This window comes from Bacillus sp. P4_E1, assembly GCF_056401715.1.
Window position 1 is genome coordinate 160,456 of the sequence record NZ_JBFUIV010000004.1, and the last position, 23,587, is coordinate 184,042.

Below are 23,587 nucleotides of genomic sequence, written 5' to 3' on the forward strand. Positions count from 1 at the left end.
TAAGTAAAAAAAATTACTCATTCGGTAATTCTTTTTTTTCACTATGCTTATGAACTTTTGACATCAACTCGTATAGTATTTTCTGCTCTTCTTCATTTAATACATCATCAAAAAATGATGATTGAAATGCAAGTTGCTCTGGCAATGCTCTTTCTAAAGCCGCTTCCCCTTGCTCTGTAAGACTAATTGTTTTCGTTTTCCAATCTTGTTTTCGTATAATATATCCTTCTTTTTCAAGACGTGTTAACATTCGAGAAATACCGCCTTGTGTAACGGTAACCTTTTCTGCTAACTCCATTTGTGTTAATGGCTGATAAGTCCGTATTTGCAAAAGCACATCAAATTGGGCTGTTGTTAAATCAAAACGTTTTAAAAACTCATTTGACATTTGATTACTTTGGTTCGTAAATCGTATTAAACGTAGCCATATTAACGATCCTATCGTATTTTCACGCATGTTTCATCACTTCCTAGCGTTAATCTTACTATCACTTTACCACTCAAGTGATAGTAATGCAAGTAGAAATATGTTAAAAATACCTCCCAAAATCATTATTCTTAACTTTCCATTTCATTCATTGCTATATTTAAAGCTGCCACAGCTTTTGGCCAACCAACGTAAAAAGCCATATGTGTTATTAATGCAACTAATTCATTCTCCATTATCCCATTTTGTTTAGCTAGCTTCAGATGAAATGGTAATTGTTCTGTATTACCAAGACTGATTAGTGCCGACAATGTACATAAGCTTCTTTCTCTTAATGTTAAAGCGGCATCCCGCCACACTTCCTCAAATAATATCTCTTCACTATAATGAGAAAATACAGGTGCTACTTCTCTCATTTTCTTTGGAATATAGAATTCAATTGGTTCATTCATCATTTTGCTCCCTTCATTTTTACCAATTGTGCCATCCCTTGACCAAATGACCAGTTTTCAGCAGCTATCTCATGTAATGTAATAAAAATGTCAGTAACTTTCACATTGGAACATGCTGAAATTTCAAAGGATATAGATTGATACAAACCTTTTTTCTGTTGCACTGTTCTTCCAGGTCCACATGTAATAGAAACATGAATCATATTCTCAGTTCTCATTTCTCCTCTTTCCAACAAATAATATGGATTATACAAAAATTGATTTTGTTGATAAGGTAAAAATATTTGAAAATAATCATTTTCAGGGATGTCGAAATGTTCAATTAATGAAAGATGGATACATTCACCTATCTTTTTCAACTCTTCTTTATTTAATATATCTTCATGATAATAAACGTTCACAAAAGGCATAGATTTTCATTCCTTTTTCTTAATTTAGCATTCAACAACATATCCTCGTGAAATATGTAAAATCTCATAAATAGTAACATCGCCCATTACATCTATTTCAGGCTTTTCCTTATAAAAACTGAATTGACTATATCCCCACTTATCCGGATTATAAACTATTACATTTCCTAAACATTTTTCTATGTTTTGCACATTTTCATTTACTTTATTTAATTGCGTCCCAATCAGCGATTTACTTTGAGAAATACTCCCTGCATATTCAACAGCATATCTACTTTTTCTAAAATCATTACTTAAATTAACAACTAATGGAACACCTATATTTATTTGTTGCCACCCAAACGATTGCAAAATATTATCGTAATACCCTTCGAATATAAATTTGTTCATCCCTTCATAACCATTCCACATATATAAAGGTGCATAACAGTTATAGAAATTCCCACCCTTACCTGTCTCAGTAATTAAATAAGCCTTAAAATTTAGTTCTTGAAAACCATCAGTTTTAAACCCATTATCCTTTACCCTTTTTTTAATAATCTCCATGTCATAATCCTTTGGTAAAATGACCTTATATTGCATACCAATCATGTTTATCACTCACTTTCGATCTTATATATATAATGATAAACCGATGATTGGCTGACGTAAAATAGGTATAAATTATGTTTGATATCATTTATAATGATACCGTATAAGGGGCTGAAATGAATGGAAATAAATGATCTTATCATATTTAAAACTGTAGCTAACGAAGGATCTATTAGTAAAGCCGCTAAAGAACTAGGCTATGTACAACCAAATGTAACTGAGCGAATCAAAAAATTAGAACAAGAATTAGAAACACCTTTACTACATAGAGATAACAAAGGTGTCTCCCTGTTACCTTCTGGTGACATTTTATTAGACTACACGAATAAAATATTAGCTCTTTTAGAAGAAGCCAAAGATGAAATTAAAACAAGTGCTTCTTCTTATGTAATAGCGACGTCACAATCTATTTTGACTAATTATTTAAGTATGCGTATTAAAGAAAATTTCAGGAATTATCAAATATATATAGAAAGTAGTAGCCATTTACAAAAACTACTACAGCAACAAAAAGTTGATATGGTCATAACTTATGAGGATTATCCCGACGCAGCGTTTAAAAAAGTATTCACCACTTCAATTTCTGTAGGCTTATTAAAAGCGAAAGAACAGTGTAACATTGACTTTTCAAAAGAACTTTTCTTTGTTAGTAACGATAAAAAGTGCCCTTTTAGAAATATGACAATACAATTTCTAAAAGAAAACAATCTATCTCAGCATCAACTTCAACAGTTAGATTCTTATTCGCTTATTGAAGAGTTTATTGTTGAGGGAAATGGGATAGCTTTTTTACCGATTAGAAATGATAAATTAGTTCCAGTTGAAAATGTCGCGGTTGAAAAACTACCTATTAACTTCTTTACAACTCGAGACTTAGATAAAGTGATTCCAGGTGAACTATTTAATTAATAAAAAGGCTACACTTGTCGTATTTTACGGGTAAATAAATATCCCTTTTCGAATCGCTAATATAACTTCATATACTATCGTACGGCTTAATAAAATAAAAAGGGATGTTACCTAGTTAATATGTTTAACTACTAGGACATCCCTTTTCATCTTGAAGACTTATTTTACACGTTCTGTTCCACCCCTGTACTCTTCTCCTTCTTACTTCTTTTAAAATTCTTCAACTTCTTAACCGTTCCAACTAATCCTTTTGGAAAAACTAATAACACGATAATGTATAATAAACCTAGAATAATCGTCCACCTTTCAAAAATCGGATACTCTGTAGCTAGTTCTGATAAATAATATTTCAGTGATTCAATAATCCCCGCTCCAGCAATAGCTCCGATTAACGTTCCAACTCCCCCAATCATTGTCATCAATAATGCATTTAACGTCATTTCAATTGAAAATACAGTTGTATTAACAAAGCGTAATGTGATGACAAATAAACCACCGCTAATCGCTGCAACTACTCCTGCAACAACACTAGCAATAATTTTATAATGAAGAACTTTATAGCCAAGTGCTTCAACTCGTTGTTCATTTTGTGAAATCGCCTTTAACACTTTCCCAATTGAAGATTTTGTGAAAAGACGTAACAAAATGAAAATACTGATTAGACATATAAATGTTATATAATAAAATGTAAAACGATCACGGAATATATCTGGTACACGAAATGTAAATCCATCTCCTCCATGAGTCAGTGAACGCCATTTTTCAGCAAGTACAAAAAACAGCTGGGAAATAGCAAGCGTTAACATTGCATAAAAATGACTTTTCAGCCGTAAAGAAAGCAAACCGATTATATAACTAACGATGGCTGATACAATAATTGCGGCTGCTATTCCTATAAAAAAGTTTGTGATAGACACCCCTTGTCGATCAAATAAAAGTGCTACCCCATACGCCCCTATACCAAAGAACATACAATGACCGAATGAAACAATACCTGTATATCCAAGGAGAACATCAAAACTCATAGCGAAAATAGCAAAGATGAAGATTTGAGTGAACAAAATTAACAAGCTCCGTGAATCATTTACGAATGGAAATACACTTAAACAAATGAGCATAAATACTCCGAAGTATACTTTAATTCGATTTGATGTGCTGTTCACCATTTCACCCCTTTTCACCAACAAGTCCCGTTGGCTTCACTATTAAGAAAAATAGTAACATTAACATATTGATTGCAAGAGATAAATCTGGCAAAAAATACGCTGTAAAAGCACCGGCTAATCCGACAATTAAAGATGCTAGCGCTGAACCTTGTACGCTACCTAATCCGCCAATAATAACTACTATAAAAGCTAAAATTGCGTACTGCATACCCATCTCAGCAAAAATAACTCCTGAATATGGTGCTAGTAGAAAACCACCTAACGCCGCCATCCCTGCTCCTAATAAAAAAACAAACGAGAATATCGCTTTTACGTTAATTCCGAGAGCTTGAACCATCTCTTTATCCATTACACCAGCGCGAATCATAAGTCCTATCTTTGTTTTTTTCAGCAGCAATAGTAAAGCGATGTAAATTAGTATCCCAACTAAAATAACGAATAGGCGATATTTTATTAAGATAACTCCTCCAAATGTAAAACTGCCTTGAAGCCATAACGGTAATTTTGCAGCAATTGGATTAGGACCCCAAAATATTTTGATGCACTCGCTAAGAACGAGCATTCCTCCGAGTGTCACGAGTAGCTGCCGCACATGGTTTCCATACACTGGTCTAATAAGAAATCTTTCTAAAATGAAACCGAGGAACATACCCATAGCGACTGCCCCAATTAGCGCTAATAAATAACTATCTGTCATATTAAATAACCAAACGCCTGTAAATGCTCCCCATGCAAATAAACCGCCATGCGCAAAATTTAGTACGCTCATTAAACCGAAAATAAGTGATAGACCAGACGCTAATAAAAAAATAAGCATCCCTGTCGAAACGCCATTTACAAATAAGTTAATTAGCACATCCACGTTCTATCCCCCCGTATCAATGTTAAGAAATACCTAAATATTTATGACATGTTTCCTTATCCTCTCGCAGTTCCTCCATGAAACCGTTATGCACAATGCGCCCATTATCCATAATGTAAAAATAATCACCGATTTGACTAGCCATCATAAAATTTTGTTCAACAAGTAAAACAGTCGTTTTTTCCTTCATTTTCAAAATGGCTATCATTAATTTTTCTATCATAATGGGCGACAAGCCTTTACTCGGCTCATCAATAAGTAATAAACCATCACTATTAATAAATGCTCTTGAAATTGCTAGCATTTGCTTTTGCCCTCCGCTTAAGAGTCCGCTTTTTTTGTGCCAAAATTTCTTTAAATCTGGAAATAATTCAAGCATCCAGTCTATTTTTTCTTCCGCTTCTTCTCCCTTCCCCCTAGCAAGAGCGAATGTTTCTTCTACTGTCAGGTCGTGAAAAATACCTTGATTTTCTGGTACATACCCTATTCCTTTCCTTGAAATTAAATGTGTAGATAATCCATTTACTTGTGTACTATCATAATAAATTTCACCATGTGCGATATGGTGAAATCCCATAACCGAACGTAATGTCGTAGTCTTCCCTGCCCCATTTCTTCCAAACAGTACAGTAATCGTTCCTTTCTCAACAGTAAGAGATACCCCTTGTAAAATATGAAACTGATCTAAATACGTCTCTATATTATTCACTTGTAATAGTGCCACTATATAATCCCCCTAAATAAGCACTTTGTACACGCTCATCTTTCATCATTTCTTCGGGCAAACCTTCAGCCAATAACTCTCCATGGAATAAAACGATAAGATGGTCTGACAAACCTAGTACCATATCCATTTTGTGTTCAATAAGTACAATTGTACTCTCTGGATGTTTCTTAATATTTTCAATCACTTGTAAAATAGCCGGTACCTCCTCAACTGATATACCTGCCGTCGGCTCATCAAGTAGTAACACATCCGTTTTTAAAGCTAATAACATCGCAAGCTCTAACTTTCGTTTTTCCCCATGCGCTAGATCTTTCGCTAATACATGTTCTTTCTCGTGAAGTAATACTGTTTTTAAGAAACGTCTCGCCTCTCCAACTTGTTGCTTAAATTTTGCCGAACTCGGAAAAAAACTATAGTAATCTTGCACAAATGATTGAACACTTAAACGAACATTTTCAAGTACCGTTAACTCTGGGAATATATTTGTAAGTTGAAAAGAACGACCAATTCCTAATCGAGTACGATCCGAAATTGATAAATTTGTAATCTCTTGTCCTTTAAAATATACTTCACCCTTTGTTGGAGAAATTTGTCCACTTAGTAAATTGAATAGCGTTGTCTTTCCAGCACCATTCGGTCCAATTATTGAAATGAGCTTTCCTTTTTGTACCGTTAAATTAACATCCTTAATAACATGATGATCCCCAAAAGATACACAAAGATTTTTCGTCTCTAACAAATGTGTCATAAAATCCCTCCCACTGAAAGCCATGTTTATGAAAGAAACAAGTATAAAGAGGGTATTCCCTCTTTATACAAATACAACAGAAAATTCAGTCTATTTATTCTGAATTGATGGTTCTGTCTCTTTCATCGTTAATTCTCTCTCTAACACTGGTACTGGATAATCAACACCATCTTGCTTTTTCAGCGTTATAGAATATAGAGTTTGTAATGCTTGATGATCCTTCTCTCTAAATTTCATCTTTCCTTTCGGTGTCTCAAATTCCATCCCTTCCATTTTCTTAATAAGTGTATCTACATCTGTATCGCCCTTCGTTTTCTTTAAAGATTCGACGATAGAAATTGCCGCTGACATTCCTCCTGCTGTAAACAGATCTGGAACAGCACCATTAAAACGTTTTTTATGTTCTTCTACTAGCCAATCGTTCACCTTATTCTTTGGAAGTGAGTGATAATAAACAGAAAACCCTTGCATCCCTATTAGTGCATCCATCGTTTTTAATGCTGGTATATCAGGTGCACCAGTAGAAATTTTAATACCTTGCGCTTCCACATTCATATCTTTCAACTGTTTCCATGGTGAATTCGCACCTGCCCAAACGATAAATAAATAATCTGGCTTTGAGCTAATAATATTTTGAATATTTGCAGTGAAATCAGTTGAATTCGTATCCGCGTATTGCTCGTTTACAATATTCGCACCTAATTTCTTTGCTCCCGCTTTAAATGCTGCAATCCCTTCACGACCGAAAGCATTATCTGGAGCAAACGTCGCAATCTTTACATCTTTTTTAGCAATTGAGGCAGCCCCAGCAATCGCATCTTGCGAAGAGTTTCTACCTGTTCTAAAAATATATTTATTCCAGTTCTTCCCGGTAATACTATCAGCAACTGCTGGTTCTACAACCATTATTTTTTCATATTCCTCTGCAAGTGGTAAAACCGCTAATGTATCACTTGAACTAGACGATCCGACTAAAAAATCGACTTTCTCTTCTTCTAATAACTTCGTAGCTTTTTTAACCGCTACATCAGCTTTCGTTTCCGTATCTTCTACAACAAACTTAATCTTCTTCCCTTCCACTTTCCCAGTTCCACCAGTTGCATAGTCTAACCCTAATTCAAATCCGTTCACTGTTTGTTTTCCATATGATTCTAATGGACCTGTTAATGAAGCAAGAACCCCTACCTTAATCGTCTTTTCATCTTCTGTACTTGTCTTCTTTCCCGAACAAGCTACTGTTACTAATAATGACCCTAAAACACAACCAGTAACCACCGTTCTTAGCCATTTACGTTTTTTCATCGACATTGTGATCCTCCCCATACTTTACTTTCTGATAGAATCAAACACGCCAAATTCCCCTGTCCGTAATCATGACTTTAAAATTGGTAATGGAAAACTCTTGTAGTAACCTCTACATTCGGCACAAATCTATAATCACCTTCCTATTAAATGGAAACGGACATACAATCAATATATATTCCGTTGTTCAAATGAAATTACTGTTTCATTACAGTAATCATCACGCAAAAAGCTGCAAATAATTGACTTAATTCATTAAGTCAATTATTTGCAGCTTACCTAAAAAAATGATTAGAAAAACCGATTAATTATTTTCGACTTTCTCTAACCCCTCAACCAATTGCTTCTTATCTAATCCTTCCCCTATTACTACCAAGTTTGTCGGGAAACCGAAGTCTTGTTCCAGTAAAGTTGGTACGCCAAATGAATATTGGAATAAGTGAGGGTATTTATCTCCATGGAATTTCACAAATCCTTTTACACGATAAATACTATCTGGTAAATTCGAAAGCCATTCGTATAATTTATCTTGATCAATCGATTTCGTAAATTGATACGTCATCGTTTGTATATGTAAATGCTGTTTGACATGTAGTGTCTCATGTTCCCCATCATTCGTAAATTCAGCTTCTTCTATGTCTTCTAAAGATATATTACAATATTTTGTTTCAAACAATTTCGCATGATTATTTATTGCTTTCACGTCTTCAAGTACTTTGTTCTTATCCGAATCTGTTAATAAATCTGATTTATTAATAAGAATATGACTTCCATATTTCATTTGCTCATGTAATAGCTGTTGTACATTTGCACTTAATATACTTCGGTTTAACCATCTTACTGCATCTAAAACGACGACAATTGATTTCACTTCAAGGAAAGGAGCTAAAATTGGTGATACACATGCATCTAACACTTCAATTGGATGTGCGACACCTGTTGTTTCTATATAAATTACATCTGGTCTTTCTTGTTGATATAAAGAATGTAATTGAATTTCAAGCTCTTCTTTTAACGTACAACAAATACATCCTTTCAGAAGTTCCCTTAGCACATTCTCTTTTCCAATAATATCTGTATCTACCGAGTATTCACCGATTTCATTCATCAAAACTGCAACTTTTCGATTTTTCTTCTTTTCTGCTAATAATAAATTTTGCAGCAATGTTGATTTTCCGCTACCTAAAAAACCACCTAATATATGAATTTCTACTTTACTCATTCGACCGACCATCCATTTCTCTACTTCAAATTTCTTCAAAGCGTAATTATTACGATTTATATTTATCATTTTATTAAAAGAATACCTATTTGTAAACAAAACTGCTAGATTATCGTTTCATTTTCCATTCACTTCATGAGCAACTCTAATTCCAGACTCGATTGCCCCTTGCATCCATCCATGTGTTAATGTCGTATGTTCTCCTGCAAAGTGCACTCTACCCGCTGGCGGCGTAATATATGGAAACAATTCAAGCTCTTGCCCTGGTTCAAAAGCTGTAAATGCTCCGCAAGAATACGGATTTTGACTCCAGCTAAAAGATTCTCCCGCAACATACTCACTATAAACCACATTTCCATATATTTGCGCTAAATTTTTCAACGCATAACGAATACGTTCTCTATTCGAGAGACTATCCCACGTTAACGCCTCATCTGCCCACGTATAACTCACTAAAACGATAGCCGCCCCTGGTGTATGAATGCCGTAGCTCGGATAATATGTAAAGCGGATAGGTAAATCTGTAATTGACTTACCACCATATTGTCCTGCTCTTTCCCAAAATCTACTTTTAAACTCTATCGCAATTTTAGTTGCAGCAATATAATTTAATTCACGAATTGCCCGCCTTTTATAATAAGAGAATAAATGATATGGCTGAACTTCTACAAAGCGCAAAGCTGAAAATGGAATTGTGATAATAGCAATATCACCCGTTACTATAAATTGCTCTAACGTATGTTCATGAGTTACTTGCAACATTACTTTATTATCTTCCTGTATAATTTTTTCTACTTTATATGACATAAAAATATTATCCTTTAGTTCTGGTAAAAATGAATTTGGTAATTTATCCATCCCGCCCGTTATCTCATAATATTTCGTCGTCGAAGTGAAAAAGATCATTTCGCGTAATACTTCAATTAAAGACATTCCCATGTATGCTTCCATATCAAGAAGTACTCCGATCATATCTATTGCTCCATCTGAATAATACTCAGTTAAAAATGAAGCGAGCGAATATGTTTTATACTTTTTTTCAACAATAATCCAGTTTTTATTAGGATCTTTCTTAATATAATTAAGTATCGGTTCCAATACCTCTAACATTAACCCTTCTGCCGTTTTCCCTCTTTCTTTATCTAAAACTGGATATCCAAGTACACTTGGATCCTTTTCAAACACATCCAATCTCGTTCTTTTGTTATTCGTATAAATTATATCTGAAGAAGTTTTATTAATAAAAAGGTTTAACGGTAGTTTAAATTTACGAATGTAGGCTAAAGTTAAATCATGAGTATCCGGAATACGCATAGGACCTGCGTTAAAATATAATCCTGCACTAAATGGTTCACGAATCGTATACACCCTGCCACCTATTCTGTTATTCGCTTCTATAATCGTTACCTCATGCCCAGCCTCTTTTAATAAAGATGCTGCAACTAATCCAGATATCCCTGCACCGGCAACTGTAATCCGTTTGGGGTTATTCGTTTTGGCAAGCCCTTCATGAACAATTTGAAGCATTTGTTCCATCGATAATGGATTCCCCATGCCAATTCCCCTTTTACGAAGGATTTTACTGAATTATATTCGTTTAACAGGATTCCTATGTTTCATTCAAGTAATTGAGTGGATACATTTTCAATCACTTGAATATCTTTTATAAAATGTAATAAAATAGATATGAAACTATAGAAGTAAGACGTATTATCTTACATAATAAAATTTATGAAATAGCGAGGAATTTTGAAATGAAAAAAGGTATTAACCGTGTTGTATTAGTAGGAACAGGAGCAGTTGGATGTAGTTATGCTTACTGTATGATTAACCAAGCTGTAGCTGAAGAATTTGTTTTAGTTGATGTAAATGAAGCAAAAGCTGAAGGAGAAGCAATGGACTTAAGCCATGCCGTTCCTTTCGCACCAGCTCCAACAAAGGTTTGGAAAGGTAGTTATGAAGATTGTAAAGACGCAGATCTTGTTGTAATTACAGCTGGATTGCCACAAAAGCCAGGTGAAACACGTTTAGATTTAGTTGAGAAAAACGCTAAAATTTTCAAGCAAATTGTTCGTAGCATTATGGATAGCGGCTTTGATGGCATCTTCTTAATCGCAACAAACCCTGTAGATATTTTAACTTACGTAACTTGGAAAGAATCTGGATTACCGAAAGAACGCGTAATCGGTTCTGGTACAACTCTTGACTCAGCTCGTTTCCGCTATATGTTAGGTGAGTACTTCGATATTGGACCTCATAACATTCACGCTTATATTATCGGAGAGCACGGTGATACAGAACTTCCGGTGTGGAGTCACGTATCAATTGGTATTCAAAAACTACAAACGCTTCTTGAAAAAGACAACACATATAACCAAAAAGATTTAGATGATATTTTCGTAAACGTTCGTGATGCAGCTTATCACATTATTGAACGAAAAGGTGCTACATACTACGGCATCGGCATGTCACTTTTACGTGTTACGAAAGCAATCTTAAGCAATGAAAACAGCGTATTAACTGTATCAGCATATCTTGAAGGTCAATACGGCCAACAGGATGTTTATATCGGCGTACCTGCTGTTTTAAACCGCGGCGGTGTTCGGGAAATTTTAGAAGTTGAACTAAGTGAAGAGGAAGAATTAAAATTCGATCACTCTGTTCAAGTGTTGAAAGAAACAATGGCTCCTGTTCTTTAATCATATTTTCCAATCAAAAAAGCAATCCGATTTATATTGGATTGCTTTTTTATACTTTTATAGTTCCCCCTCAATTTAAACGGTAATATTATCTATAAAAAGGGGTGATTTCATGAATGATTCTTTGACGATTGCAATCCTCTTGCTAGCTGTAGCATCCTTAATACTTTTCCTCTTCTTAATCATCAGAACGCTATTTCCAACTAAAAAATATGATAAGAATCTCGGATTGATTCTAATTATTTTAAGCTTGTTAGCAATACCGATAAGTATCTTCCTTGTAGGAGGATGGGCAGGTATGGGAGTTAGTGTAATTGCAGTCTTTATTTTTGCTGCTGTTATTATAGCTTTAATTGCAAATACCTTCATTAAACTACCTCCTCCAAAGAAAAAATAATAAATGACCGATGTTTTCATCAAGAGAAAACATCGGTCATTTTCTATCACTTATTATCTTTAATCGGTTCATCATTATTTACATCAAGTACATCTAATAAAAAGATAAAGATTGGAATCCCAATAATAAGCCCCCATATTCCGAGGAAATGCTCTGAAAAGATAAGAATCATAAATGTATAAAAAACAGGTAAATTCGTTTTTGCAGACATAAATTTTGGATTTAATAAATAACTTTCAAGAGCGTGGATTACTGTAATGAACACTAGTATGTAAACAACATACACAACCCCGCCGACGTTATAGGCAATGATACAAAGTGGAAACAATGAAATGATAACACCAGCAACTGGAATCAAACCGAGTAGAAAGACCATGACAGCCAATACAAGAAGCTGTGGAAATCCTAAAATGACAAGTGCAATTACAGTGAGCACACAATTTACAACCGCAATTAAAAACTGTGCTTCAATCACTTTTCCGAACGATCTTGCAAACCTTTCACCGAAATATGCAATCTCCTCATAAAAAATTTTCAGCTTACTATCTTTAAATTTCGAAGTAAATGCTATAATGCGTTCTTTTTCTAATAAGAAAAATAAGCTTAAAATAAGAGAAAGTAGTATTTGTAAACTGACTTTTCCTATGTTTGCTATCGATTGATAAATGACATCTACACCTTGTTCGATATATTTCGATACTTCCATTCCATTAATTGTCGAAAGTGCATATTTAATTATCTCGTTATCAGGTGGGTTTTGAAAAAACAATTTAAATTGATAAATTAATTGTGAAATTTGTATCGTTAGTACAGGCAAATATTTATATAGTGTAGTTACAATAAACGTCACTAACACAATATATAAACCAGCAATAACCACTTTCCTATTTACTTTCAATTTTTTTGAAATAAACTTTTGAAATCGATCCATCAAAAACGTGAGAATAAACGTAATTAATATTAAATTAATCATACTTTTTAATCCATACAATACAAGCACTAATATTATTAAAACGAGAAACCGTTGAAACCCTCTGCTTCGAAAGAAATTTTTCACTTCATTCATTAAGAATTAACCTCCCCCTTCAATGGATGGAAATTGGATATATTACATTTTATGAACTTCTATAGACAATCTTTCTTACTAATTGGAAAGATTCCTTTTTTTCTTTTTTATTGTCGGATTTTTTTATCTACTACTTTTCTAAAAACTACTTTATCAACTCTATATTTTAGGAGATCGTCTATTTTTAGATTGCTGTTCATACGCATATCCAATATTAAAAAGTTCTTTTTCACCAAACTGTTTCCCAACAAACACTACACCTACCGGCTGACCATCAGAATCATATCCTGCCGGCACTGCTAATTCTGGATAACCAGCCACAGCTGATAGAAGAACTTCATCGTTATTAATCATCACAAGAGCATCCAAACCTTTTTCTACTAAATACCTATCTAGCTCTTTTCTTGCATTTTCTTGACTCGTTTGAACTATTTTTTCAAACTCATCTTTCGTTATAGCAGATTTCTCAGAACCCTCAATTAATGTTTGTCCATACTTTATTCGTCGTTTACTATCCTTTTTATTAAACGCTATAATCTCTTCTAACGATTTTACTGGCACATTTTTTTGCCGTGAAAGATAATCGTTAACATTATGCTTGAACTCATATTCTAATGTTTGCAGATTATCTACACCCTCGCTGTTTAACTGAACATCATCAGTCAATATTGCACCTGCATCTTCAAGGTCCTTTCTAATCTTTTTCGCTACTGCTTTTCTAATTTCATCTTGTTGTTCTATAGAAAAAAGAATCCCTATCTTTTTCCCTTTTAATCCATCTATCGATAACTCCTTCGTATAATCCATTCTATCTCTATCTTTCATTTTTTCTATCATAGCATCTTTTCCATCATAACCTACCATTGAATTAAATAGCGTTGCTGCATCTTTGACCGTTCTTGCCATTGGCCCTGCTGTATCAAGTGTTTCAGCTAACGGGATAATTCCTGTTCTGCTAACCATACCTAAAGACGGACGTAACCCAACTACTGATTGTTGCGTTGCCGGTGCTACTATGGATCCCGTCGTTTCCGTCCCGATTGCAAGCGGTGCAAAATCAGCTGCAACTACTGTAGCAGATCCAGAACTTGATCCCGATGTATCAAACGTAATCGGACCGTATGGATTTAAATTTTGTCCTTTCTTCCCACTATATCCACTTGGCATTGTAAAAGATAAATAATTTGCCCATTCAGACATATTCGCTTTTCCTAAAACAAAAGCACCTTCTTCTTTCAACTTCTTCACGATCGTCGCATCTTCATCTGCAATCCAATCTTTTAATACATAAGTTCCTGCGCTTGTCGGCATCACTTTTTCCGTTTGTATATTATCTTTTACAATGAAAGGAATGCCATATAAGTTCGATTTCTTCTTTAACGCTCTCTCTTTATCTAACTTTCGTGCTACTTCCATCGCATTAGGATTAATCTCTGTAACAGCATTTAATGTCATTCCATTTTGATCATGTTCTTGTATTCTAAAAAGATAAATACTCGTTAATTCTTCATATGATAATTTCCCATCATCAACCATTTTTTGAAGCTCATCCACAGTCGCATTTACAACTTCTTTTTCTTTTATCTTTATATTATCTATGTCGATCCCTTTAAGCTGATTATGTATCGGTTTTAACACTCTGTCTTTATCATATACAATACGCTCAGGTTCCTTTGGAAAATAATTTTTATACACGTAATATCCTCCGGCACACGCCAATAGAACAATACCTCCGGCGATAGACAACGTTATCTTTACCCATTTTTTCATGTTGCTTCCTCCACTCTAAAAGTTGCTCATTTATATAAAAAAGAGAGTTACCTTTTACTTAACTCTCTCCAATCAAAATGCTAAATGAAAAAATGAAAGATTTCAATCTAATTACTTTTTTTTTGCATTTGCTTTGCTAACAATTCCTTCACCTGATTATATGTTAATCCTGAATTTTTATTTAAACGTTTCACTTCATCAACATCAGTACCTACCACTGTATATTTTTTCTCATCATTCATTTTTCTACTTCCTTTCTCACCGGATTATTTCTTATATTTCTTCCCTAAACTCTTATAAATTAACACAAATACAAATAAGGAAACTACACTAAATTCAATAACTAAAAGGAGTTCTGTTGCGTAAGAGGAATAGATAGAAAAATGTCGAATTTATTATACTTGTTGAATTTGAGGACTTGGAGGATACATTTTGAAAAAATATGAGTTTAAAAATAACATTCCAACATTGGAAGAGTACAAATATTTGTGTGATTCTGTTGGATGGACTAATTATATGAATTTTGAAGTAGCGGATACTTCACTGAAGCATTCTATTCACTGCATCACGGTCAAAGATAATGAAAAAATTGTGGGCATGGGGAGAATTGTTGGTGATGGATCTATCTATTTCTATATTCAAGATATAGTGGTTCATCCGGATTATCAGAAACATGGTATTGGGAAAGAAATAATGCATCTTTTGGTTGCATACTTAAATGAGAATGCCCCTGATAAGGCGTTTGTCGGTTTATTTGCATCACAAGGTAAAGAATCGTTCTATGAAAAATTTGATTTTAAAAATTACTCACCAAACATGACGGGGATGTTTACTGTCATTTCAAAAACATGATAGATTTTTAATTGTAGGGAAAACTTCGATTCATATGAAAGAAATTATTCTTGCAGTAACCTTTTCCACAATCGCATTTAAACATTACATACGAAAGGAGAGTACATATATAGCTATATATGTACTCTCCTTTCATTTATTTAACTCTGTATATATTAAATTTCTTAATAAAATTTCACTACATCTTCAGTAGGTAAGAATGTTCTTTCCCCTGGTTGTTCATTTGGCTCACCAAATGGCATTTGTCCTACTAAACTCCACTCCGCTGGAATATTCCATGTTTCTTTCACTTCAGCATCTACGATTGGATTGTAATGTTGTAATGATGCGCCAATTCCTTCAGCTGATAATAACATCCATACAGTATGTTGTAGCATTGCATTTCCTTGATGAGACCAGAATGGGAATTGATCTTTATATAACGGTGCATTTTCTTGCATTTTTTCTACAGTTGCTTGATCTTCAAAGAATAAAACGGTACCTACACCTGCATGGAAACCTTTTAGTCTTTCTACAGTCGCTTCAAAGTTTTCTGCTGGTACGCGTGATCTAAGCGTTTCTTTTACGATATCCCAAAACTTTTCATGCTCTCCATCCATTAATACGACCATACGGCCACTTTGCATATTGAAAGAAGTTGGTGCATGTAAAGCTGTTTTTAATACTTCTTCAATTCTTTCCTTTGTAATTGTAGCGTTTTTTGTTACTTTACGAATTGAACGACGGTTCACGATTGCTTCTTTTAAGTTTGTTGTAGTTGCTGACATTTTAATTCCTCCAAATATATGTTTTATTATTTTTATTTAAACAAATCAACTTGATTCTTTCATGCAAGACGAATTAGCAATATCCATCCGTCTTACATTGCATACCTTCAAATGAATTTGTTTTATCCTTTTCGATTTCTTTATCAATTACTCTTTGTAACGTTTCTTTACTAGCAAGTCCTTGAATAACTTCATCTCCAATCATGACAGTTGGAACAGCCATAATATTTGCTTCATCATATGCATGCTGAATTGCTTCTTGATGTTTTTCTTTATATTTACGATTTACTAAAGCATCTTTAAATTCAGCTTCAGGAAGCCCTACTTCTACCGCTAATTTCGTTAATACATCAATATCTTCAATGTTTTGCTCTTCTTGGAAAAACGCAGTAAATACTCGGTGATGATACTCATTTCCAAGTCCACGCTCTTTCGCGAATTGGCACCCTTCAAAAGCTAAATGTGTATATGGATGCGGAGAAACACGTGGCAGACGCATTTCAACCCCTAATTTTTTTGCAGTAGGAAGAATGAAAGAATCCCATGAACCTAACTTATCTGGCTCGTTCCAAGGATCTATTTTAGAATATGGACTTGGACGCAATTCAAATGGCATCCATTCGATTTCTACATCTTTCTCTTTCGCTACTTCATCTAATGGACCTTTTGCTAAAAAGCAAAACGGGCATATAAAATCTGAGTATACTTTCATTTTCACAGTCATATTATTTGCACCTTACCTTCTTTTTATTTTTAGGTGTAACCGAAACGGTTACAATTTTGAGAAAAAAATATGCATTCCCTTTTAGAGACTTGCAATTATCATATTATGCATTCATTTTTTGTTGTAAAGATTCAAATAACTGCCCCATCGTAATATTTCTCAACACTTCTTCCATCGCAGATTGCGCCTGAACTAAAATAACCTCTAAAACAGCTTGAATATTCGCCCCAATTGGACAGTCTGGATTCGGTTTTTCATGAATGTGAAATAGTTTGTCTTCTTCCACTACATTCACTGCATGATACACATCTAATAATGTGATTTCATGTAAATCCTTTAATAATCCCGCGCCACCCGGACCGCGTTTGACGTATACAAACTCAGCTTGTTTCAAGTAAGACGTTATTTTTCGAATTACTACCGGATTTGTATTTACACTTTCGGCCATATAGTCCGAAGTACAAACTGAAGATGGATTGTTTTTCAAAATAGATAAAATATGAACAGCTATAGAAAAGCGGCTACTAATTTTCATTGTGATTACCACCTCGATGTAATCATTATAGTTACAACTAGAGTATAAGTCAATCCTTTTTACAAATTTTTTAAAGCAAATAAAAAAGTGCCCCATTACAATATATGAGACACCTCTTCTTATTCTGCAAACAAGTCTTGAAATTCTTCAATAAATAGCTGCACAGCGATTGAAGAATCCTTTAATGAAGGAACAGCTAAAGCAATTTCTCTCCATACTTGTGGTTCCAATTCTCTCGTTTGTATATTCTTTGGTAAACTCGTTAAAGATAACTCAGCCAAAATTGCGATTCCTAATCCTTCTTGAATCATATTTAAAGCTGTTGTAACTGTGGAAATTATATATTCAGCCCGAAGTGGTACGTTCGCTTGTTTAAACATATCGATAATGGGTGGTTCGTACCCACCCTTACATAATATGATCGGTTCATTCTCTAAATCACCTATTGTAATAGAATCGTTCTTACAAAGAGGATGATCCTCTCTTAAGACAACAACCATTTTCCCCTTCGTTAAGGGCACGATCTCCATATCTTTATTAGGCAAGATAACAATTCCTATATCAACAACCCTCGATACTAACCAATCTTCAACTTCTTTAATCGTGCCTTCACAAAGAACGACTTCTAAGTTCGGATACTTCTCCTTAAAAAGATTTATCATTTTGGGTAAGAAATGTGCAGAAGCACTCGGAAAACTCCCAATTCGAATCGTCCCAACTTCGTGCCCTTTCTCCATCGCTACTTCTTGTTCAATCTTCTCAACGCCGTTTAAGATTTCTCTAATATGTACAAGAATTCTATTTCCAACATCCGTAACGATTAGCCCTTTTCGTTTATCGCGTATAAGAATGGTAACTCCTAACTCTGACTCAATGCTTGAAATCGCATGACTTACAGCTGGTTGTGTCATATTTAACATCCCGGCAGCCTTCGTAAAACTCCCTAATTCAACCGTTTTAATTAAAACTTGAAGTTGTGTAATGGTCATAACTAATCACTTATACTCCTTATAAAAAAGATTCATTTTATTTATCATAGTCGATATCATATCATAGTGAAATGGAATACAACAAGGAGGGATTACAGTGACACAGCTTTCTCGAACTAAGACGGCCATAATCCTTACATTTCTCGTTATTATGTGGGGAATTAATTGGCCGTTATCAAAATTCGCTCTGCATTACACACCACCCGTACTCTTTGCAGGGATTAGAACATTAATAGGAGGATTTATCTTACTTACTTTCGCATTACCGAAATACAAACAATTAAATTTAAAGGAAACTTGGCATTTATACTTTATTTCATCTTTACTCAATATTATTTTGTTTTACGGACTACAAACTGTCGGACTTCAGTATATGCCCGCCGGACTCTTCTCCGCAATCGTATTTCTCCAACCTGTCTTACTCGGCATTTTCTCATGGATTTGGCTTGAAGAATCTATGTACGGCTTGAAAATTTTCGGACTTATTCTTGGATTTATTGGTGTTGGGGTTATTAGCTCTAGTAGTTTAACTGGACATATTTCTATTATCGGTGTACTACTTGCTTTAGGGTGCGCTATCGGCTGGGCACTCGGCACAGTATTTATTAAGAAAACTGGACACCGTGTTAATGCCATTTGGATGGTAACACTTCAGCTTATTATTGGCGGACTTTGCTTAATCGGATTTGGTTCAGAATTTGAGAGCTGGTCTAACATCGCTTGGAGTATACCATTTGTAAGTGTACTACTATTCATCTCGTTCTTTGTTATTGCAATGGGATGGCTCGCTTACTTTACACTTGTAGGAGCTGGTGAGGCAAGTAAAGTTGGGGCTTATACGTTCCTTATCCCACTGATCGCTATTATTGTAAGCTCTATTTTCTTACATGAGGCCATTACAATTAGCTTATTCATCGGACTTTTATTTATTATCGTAAGCATTTGTTTTGTAAATATAAAGCCGAAAGCACTTGCTGTAAGGCAGCAAGTTGAAGTGAAATAAATAGATATGAGAAAGAGTCTACCACTTGTAGGCTCTTTCTTTTTTACCATTTTATCAGTACAGTCACTTAACATCTTAGCAAAAGGAAAATTTCCCTTTTTTATTGTATGATGATAATTAAGTAGAAAATAGTATCTCTAATACATATGTATGGACTAACACTTCTAATCATAAGGGGGAATTATATGGTTTTACAGTATAAAGAATTTGGAGATTCAAGCTCTCCACTTATGGTTTATATTCATGGGGGCGGAGTCAGTGGATGGATGTGGGACAAACAAATTAAACATTTTACTAACTTTCACTGCCTTGTTCCTGATTTACCCGAGCAAGGGGAAAATAGTAGTAAGGATCATTTTTCAATACACTTTAGTGCTGAAAAAATCATTGAATTAGTTGAAGAAAAAGGACAAGGTAAAACTGTTATAGTAATCGGTTTTTCGTTAGGTGCTCAAGTATTAATTACAATGCTCAGCATGAAACCAAACTTAATTCAATACGCTATGATAAATAGCGCATTAGTTAAACCAATTCCTTTCGCTAAAACATTAATAAGATCCCTTGGCTTAACCTATCCACTTATAAAGAGTAAGACATTTTCCAAAATACAAGCAAAATCAATGTACATAGATGAAACACAATTTGATAACTATTATCATGAAAGTTGTCAAATAAGTAAAAATATATTTGTGAGGATATTAGAAGAAAATATGTCGTTTACAATACCAAAAGGTTTCGAGAATGCTAGTAGCAATATATTAGTGACTGTTGGAGAAAACGAAAAAAGAATCATGAAAGACTCGATGACTGTAATCCTTGAAAGCAATCCTAATTGCACAGGTATTATCATTCCTAAAATCGGTCATGGAATCCCTTTAGCAAATCCCAAACTATTTAATACTTTAATTGAAAACTGGCTTAAGCATGATAACCTACCAGAAGAAGTAATGACAGTCAATTGAGTTCCTTATCTTAATAAACCATGTTGTATTTGTAGCTCTAATCCCCCTCGAAGCTGCTTAATCTCAAAATTTTATTAACAAAGGTCTCATTACTTTCAATGAGACCTTTCAATGTTCCCTACTTTTTACGACGTACTACAAAAACACACGTACCTACGGAAGATACAATCGCTAAAACTGATAAGACAATTGTTATTGTTTGCATATTACTTGTACTTTCATTTTTTTCCACACTAGATACTTCACCATGTTCTCCTGTTAATAATGTACCTTTTGCAATCGTAGTAAGTGAGTGGGGCTTTTCAGCTTTCTCATCGCCTGTCCATTCAACAATTTCTCCATCTTTATATTGTTGATATGCATTCCAAGCTATTTGTTGCTCTTTATCTGGATTTTTAGCAACGAAAGTAAATCGTTGGAACTGACCAGGTAAAATCCCTTCTCCTGTTGCTTCCCATATTACAGTTTTAACTTTTCCAGCTGCATCTTTTTGTTCTTCCACTTTCCACCCTGGCACTGGCTCGTACTGTTGAAACTCGACTCCAGACGGTATTTTCAGTGTGACTTTTGTTGTTGCCATATTCTTTTCAACAGGTACCTTTATTGTATAAGTCTCCCAAGAGCCAACGTCAGAAGTTGCTGGTTTCACAGTTACGTGAGCACTAACAGGTAACGAAAAAATCCCCATTGCAATTATTGTTGCGATCATTGTTGTTCCTAATTTTTTTATACGTTTCATTTTCTATAAACTCCTTTTCATTTATAACGTCTTTTTTATCTGCCACCTACAATAAATTTATAATCCGCATCGAAACTATCAAGAGATTTTGTTAATCCGTGAACTTGTATATTCCAGTTTCCTATCATATTAATATACATACCTTCCGCTTCATATTCTCCCGGTGACACTGCCGAAACTTTAAATGAACCTTTGCCCATATTCATATCTAAAGATTGAGTCGTCAATACAATTTGTTCCATATCAGTAACAGGCTGTCCATTCTCATCCTTCAAAGTAATATGAAATGTATTCTGTCCTACCTTATTAGGACTTACATGTAAAGTAAGTTCATATCCATTATCTAATTGTTTACTCTCTGTAAAAGGTCCCGTAGGAGGCATCGGCGGCGTTTGTACATTTGTCATAAACGCTACGATTATGAAAACGATAATTCCAATGATAAACTCTACTTTCACCGTAGCTCCTAACCTTTGCTGCGCTCGCATTCTCCCTTTCACATAATGAATAATTCCCAATATCCCCATACACACGAATAAAAGTATCTTTGCTAATAAGGCCAATCCATACTTCGTATCAAATAGGGAATGGATCGTGGGAATAAAAAATGTACTGTTAAAAAGACCCGTTAATAAAATCACTATGACAGTACCTGTTGCCCATGGTGAAAAACGCTTAATCGCATCCCAATACATAGTCCACTTGTCATCCTCTTTACGTAAAAGAAGAACAATCGATGATAGCCCCCCAATCCATAACGAAGCTGCGAATAAATGTAGAAAGTCCATAACGACAGCAATTTCTTTAAACTTTAATCCATATGCATGACTATTGAAAGCTTTCATAACCAGTAACCCCATAAATAATACAATTGGAATGCTCCATACTTTAAACGACGAAAGCCTCTCACTCTTCACTGCAAAATATGTAACAATTATAAGCGTACTAATAAGAGCCATTTGAGTGATCCATACATAACCAAAAACAGATAGCTGTAATGTTTCTTTTAATAATAAAGGATCGAATGCTTCTAACCATGAAACATCAGCATTTATTTTCGCCTGCAATGGTAGATTGAATAGTAAACTAATAAATATCCCAAATAATGATATCCATATTATTCTCTTACTCCTTGATTGAACTGAGGTTGCATTCCCTTTATACATAATAAGATTAAAGAATAGAACTCCTAAAAATAGTGAGAAACTTGTATATAGAACCCCACGTTCCATAATCATATCGATTTGCGGAACATAGCCCATCTCTTCTACTTGTATATCATCTGTTCCCGCTTCTGCTAATCCAATACGGAATGGAATAACTCCTTGAATCGGATGTCCATCAGCTGAAATAGCTTTCCACTGAATAGAGTAAAGACCATTTTTGAGATTCTCTTTTAACCCAGCCTCTAATATTTTTTTGTTTTTCTTATCAATATGTGCATCTTTTAAATCTACTCTTTTACCTGAGGTGTCTCTTACGAACAATGTATTAAAACTTGAAACTTGTATGTCCTCATCGAATTCAATTTTCACAACAGATGGTGCTTTCTTTAACGTTTCATTTTCAGCAGGATTTGATTTCACAACATACGCATGAGCAGATGCGCTTTTTGGTATCAATATGATAAACACGCACGCTATTAATAGCCATGCCCCTAACCTTCGTATTACTTTCACAATCATTTCACTTCTTTCTTCTTTCTCGCTACACTTTCATTACTTTATACTTCCTAGTTTGATTCCCTGACGAAATATTAACCTAATTAAGTATTTTTTTATACAACATGACGCTTTCTTTCTCCCCACCTTTAAACTTCTAATATAATAGCAGCTACTTTAATTAAAACAACTTACATTTTTAAAGTCGATTGTTATTATATCATAAAATATATTTATGTAAGTTTCCTAAGAAGAAAAGTTCTCGTGAATCATTTGTGAAGAAAATGTGAAATACATAAATAAAAAGGTGTTACGTTATTACGTAACACCTTTTTATTTATAAATCGTGCCATTGGAGAAGGTATAGTATTCGTTGGTGTAAGTAATTCAATTCTATCACCATCCACTTCAAGAATGGCTGCTTCTCCTTCCACACCTAGCACCTCACTTACGTAACGCTCTATTACTGTTCCTTACCAAACCTTTTCGTAAAAACGTATAACTATCTAGATCATGAACTACGATACCGCTATCCTAAACAAAATGAAACACTTATTTAAGTCTCTCCATGATAGAGAACTCCCTTTATATCGCCACTTCTATATCA

Annotated in this window: 26 protein-coding genes and 1 pseudogene; 6 read left to right on the top strand and 21 right to left on the bottom strand. The window is 34.4% G+C overall.

Annotation, left to right across the window (positions count from 1 at the left end; all coding sequences use genetic code 11):
* Window positions 1–13 precede the first annotated feature (13 nt).
* The 4 genes from AC1DS7_RS07285 to AC1DS7_RS07300 form a co-directional block, all read right to left on the bottom strand.
* Window positions 14–457, bottom strand: a complete 444-nt coding sequence (locus AC1DS7_RS07285; protein ID WP_002012331.1) for a MarR family winged helix-turn-helix transcriptional regulator — start codon at window positions 455–457, stop codon at window positions 14–16.
* 101 nt (window positions 458–558) lie between these two features.
* On the bottom strand, window positions 559–882 hold the full coding sequence (locus AC1DS7_RS07290) for a carboxymuconolactone decarboxylase family protein (protein ID WP_033709001.1): 324 nt from the start codon (window positions 880–882) through the stop codon (window positions 559–561).
* On the bottom strand, window positions 879–1,289 hold the full coding sequence (locus AC1DS7_RS07295; RefSeq protein ID WP_002031325.1) for a tautomerase family protein: 411 nt from the start codon (window positions 1,287–1,289) through the stop codon (window positions 879–881). Before AC1DS7_RS07295 ends, AC1DS7_RS07290 begins: the two co-directional genes overlap by 4 nt.
* A gap of 24 nt (window positions 1,290–1,313) precedes the next feature.
* Window positions 1,314–1,880 carry a DUF4865 family protein gene (locus AC1DS7_RS07300; protein WP_002031323.1) on the bottom strand — a complete coding sequence of 189 codons (567 nt, stop codon included), beginning with the start codon at window positions 1,878–1,880 and terminating at the stop codon, window positions 1,314–1,316.
* A 120-nt stretch (window positions 1,881–2,000) separates the two neighbouring features.
* Between AC1DS7_RS07300 and AC1DS7_RS07305 the strand changes: the two genes are divergently transcribed.
* Window positions 2,001–2,789, top strand: coding sequence for a LysR family transcriptional regulator (locus tag AC1DS7_RS07305; RefSeq protein ID WP_002031321.1), 789 nt, complete (start codon window positions 2,001–2,003; stop codon window positions 2,787–2,789).
* A 164-nt stretch (window positions 2,790–2,953) separates the two neighbouring features.
* On the opposite strand, the gene AC1DS7_RS07310 is transcribed toward AC1DS7_RS07305, so the two are convergent.
* From AC1DS7_RS07310 to AC1DS7_RS07340, 7 genes are all read right to left on the bottom strand, one after another.
* Window positions 2,954–3,907 (bottom strand): branched-chain amino acid ABC transporter permease, encoded by a 954-nt coding sequence (locus AC1DS7_RS07310; RefSeq protein ID WP_002126891.1) that lies wholly within the window; start codon window positions 3,905–3,907, stop codon window positions 2,954–2,956.
* A 49-nt stretch (window positions 3,908–3,956) separates the two neighbouring features.
* The gene (locus AC1DS7_RS07315; protein WP_002141340.1) at window positions 3,957–4,817 is read right to left on the bottom strand and encodes a branched-chain amino acid ABC transporter permease; all 861 of its coding nucleotides are present in this window, start codon (window positions 4,815–4,817) and stop codon (window positions 3,957–3,959) included.
* 22 nt (window positions 4,818–4,839) lie between these two features.
* Complete coding sequence (locus AC1DS7_RS07320; RefSeq protein WP_476998878.1) at window positions 4,840–5,541, bottom strand: branched-chain amino acid ABC transporter ATP-binding protein; 702 nt, start codon at window positions 5,539–5,541, stop codon at window positions 4,840–4,842.
* A complete protein-coding gene (locus AC1DS7_RS07325) occupies window positions 5,519–6,292 on the bottom strand; it encodes an ABC transporter ATP-binding protein (RefSeq protein WP_016103178.1) in 774 nt (257 codons plus the stop codon). The genes AC1DS7_RS07320 and AC1DS7_RS07325 overlap by 23 nt, the downstream gene beginning before the upstream one ends.
* Window positions 6,293–6,382: 90 nt before the next feature.
* The gene (locus AC1DS7_RS07330) at window positions 6,383–7,600 is read right to left on the bottom strand and encodes a substrate-binding domain-containing protein (protein WP_002031313.1); all 1,218 of its coding nucleotides are present in this window, start codon (window positions 7,598–7,600) and stop codon (window positions 6,383–6,385) included.
* Window positions 7,601–7,898: 298 nt separating this feature from the next.
* The gene (locus AC1DS7_RS07335; RefSeq protein ID WP_170969899.1) at window positions 7,899–8,816 is read right to left on the bottom strand and encodes a CobW family GTP-binding protein; all 918 of its coding nucleotides are present in this window, start codon (window positions 8,814–8,816) and stop codon (window positions 7,899–7,901) included.
* A gap of 117 nt (window positions 8,817–8,933) precedes the next feature.
* Window positions 8,934–10,370, bottom strand: a complete 1,437-nt coding sequence (locus AC1DS7_RS07340; protein WP_476998879.1) for a flavin monoamine oxidase family protein — start codon at window positions 10,368–10,370, stop codon at window positions 8,934–8,936.
* Window positions 10,371–10,570: 200 nt separating this feature from the next.
* Between AC1DS7_RS07340 and AC1DS7_RS07345 the strand changes: the two genes are divergently transcribed.
* Window positions 10,571–11,515 carry an L-lactate dehydrogenase gene (locus AC1DS7_RS07345; RefSeq protein WP_002012312.1) on the top strand — a complete coding sequence of 315 codons (945 nt, stop codon included), beginning with the start codon at window positions 10,571–10,573 and terminating at the stop codon, window positions 11,513–11,515.
* 112 nt (window positions 11,516–11,627) lie between these two features.
* Complete coding sequence (locus tag AC1DS7_RS07350) at window positions 11,628–11,912, top strand: YesK family protein (protein ID WP_002086206.1); 285 nt, start codon at window positions 11,628–11,630, stop codon at window positions 11,910–11,912.
* A 46-nt stretch (window positions 11,913–11,958) separates the two neighbouring features.
* On the opposite strand, the gene AC1DS7_RS07355 is transcribed toward AC1DS7_RS07350, so the two are convergent.
* The 3 genes from AC1DS7_RS07355 to AC1DS7_RS07365 form a co-directional block, all read right to left on the bottom strand.
* Entirely contained in the window at window positions 11,959–12,978 is a 1,020-nt protein-coding gene (locus AC1DS7_RS07355; RefSeq protein WP_002031308.1) for an AI-2E family transporter, read from the bottom strand.
* A 159-nt stretch (window positions 12,979–13,137) separates the two neighbouring features.
* Complete coding sequence (locus tag AC1DS7_RS07360; RefSeq protein ID WP_476998880.1) at window positions 13,138–14,748, bottom strand: amidase family protein; 1,611 nt, start codon at window positions 14,746–14,748, stop codon at window positions 13,138–13,140.
* Window positions 14,749–14,855: 107 nt separating this feature from the next.
* Window positions 14,856–14,990, bottom strand: a complete 135-nt coding sequence (locus AC1DS7_RS07365; RefSeq protein ID WP_002012306.1) for a hypothetical protein — start codon at window positions 14,988–14,990, stop codon at window positions 14,856–14,858.
* Window positions 14,991–15,180: 190 nt separating this feature from the next.
* Between AC1DS7_RS07365 and AC1DS7_RS07370 the strand changes: the two genes are divergently transcribed.
* Window positions 15,181–15,600 (top strand): GNAT family N-acetyltransferase, encoded by a 420-nt coding sequence (locus tag AC1DS7_RS07370; RefSeq protein WP_476998881.1) that lies wholly within the window; start codon window positions 15,181–15,183, stop codon window positions 15,598–15,600.
* A gap of 164 nt (window positions 15,601–15,764) precedes the next feature.
* Here AC1DS7_RS07370 and AC1DS7_RS07375 read toward each other — a convergent pair whose 3' ends face one another.
* The 4 genes from AC1DS7_RS07375 to AC1DS7_RS07390 all read right to left on the bottom strand — a co-directional run bounded on the left by AC1DS7_RS07375 (window position 15,765) and on the right by AC1DS7_RS07390 (window position 18,615).
* A complete protein-coding gene (locus AC1DS7_RS07375; protein ID WP_002012304.1) occupies window positions 15,765–16,367 on the bottom strand; it encodes a nitroreductase family protein in 603 nt (200 codons plus the stop codon).
* Window positions 16,368–16,440: 73 nt separating this feature from the next.
* Window positions 16,441–17,091: a DsbA family oxidoreductase gene (locus AC1DS7_RS07380; RefSeq protein WP_012260760.1), complete on the bottom strand. Its 651-nt coding sequence runs from the start codon at window positions 17,089–17,091 to the stop codon at window positions 16,441–16,443.
* A 103-nt stretch (window positions 17,092–17,194) separates the two neighbouring features.
* On the bottom strand, window positions 17,195–17,626 hold the full coding sequence (locus AC1DS7_RS07385) for an Rrf2 family transcriptional regulator (protein ID WP_002012300.1): 432 nt from the start codon (window positions 17,624–17,626) through the stop codon (window positions 17,195–17,197).
* A gap of 119 nt (window positions 17,627–17,745) precedes the next feature.
* Window positions 17,746–18,615 carry a LysR family transcriptional regulator gene (locus AC1DS7_RS07390; RefSeq protein ID WP_002012297.1) on the bottom strand — a complete coding sequence of 290 codons (870 nt, stop codon included), beginning with the start codon at window positions 18,613–18,615 and terminating at the stop codon, window positions 17,746–17,748.
* Between the two features lie 97 nt (window positions 18,616–18,712).
* Here AC1DS7_RS07390 and AC1DS7_RS07395 point away from each other — a divergent pair, with 97 nt between their 5' ends.
* Window positions 18,713–19,618, top strand: coding sequence for a DMT family transporter (locus tag AC1DS7_RS07395; RefSeq protein ID WP_002086216.1), 906 nt, complete (start codon window positions 18,713–18,715; stop codon window positions 19,616–19,618).
* Window positions 19,619–19,803: 185 nt separating this feature from the next.
* Window positions 19,804–20,580, top strand: coding sequence for an alpha/beta fold hydrolase (locus tag AC1DS7_RS07400; protein WP_215588955.1), 777 nt, complete (start codon window positions 19,804–19,806; stop codon window positions 20,578–20,580).
* A 118-nt stretch (window positions 20,581–20,698) separates the two neighbouring features.
* Here the strand turns inward: AC1DS7_RS07400 and AC1DS7_RS07405 are convergent, their stop codons facing one another.
* The 3 genes and pseudogenes from AC1DS7_RS07405 to AC1DS7_RS07415 all read right to left on the bottom strand — a co-directional run.
* Window positions 20,699–21,319: a YcnI family copper-binding membrane protein gene (locus tag AC1DS7_RS07405; RefSeq protein ID WP_215588954.1), complete on the bottom strand. Its 621-nt coding sequence runs from the start codon at window positions 21,317–21,319 to the stop codon at window positions 20,699–20,701.
* A gap of 35 nt (window positions 21,320–21,354) precedes the next feature.
* Window positions 21,355–23,004 (bottom strand): copper resistance CopC/CopD family protein, encoded by a 1,650-nt coding sequence (locus AC1DS7_RS07410; RefSeq protein ID WP_098635403.1) that lies wholly within the window; start codon window positions 23,002–23,004, stop codon window positions 21,355–21,357.
* 305 nt (window positions 23,005–23,309) lie between these two features.
* Window positions 23,310–23,505: pseudogene (locus AC1DS7_RS07415) on the bottom strand (VOC family protein); the annotation flags it as partial.
* Window positions 23,506–23,587 lie beyond the last annotated feature (82 nt).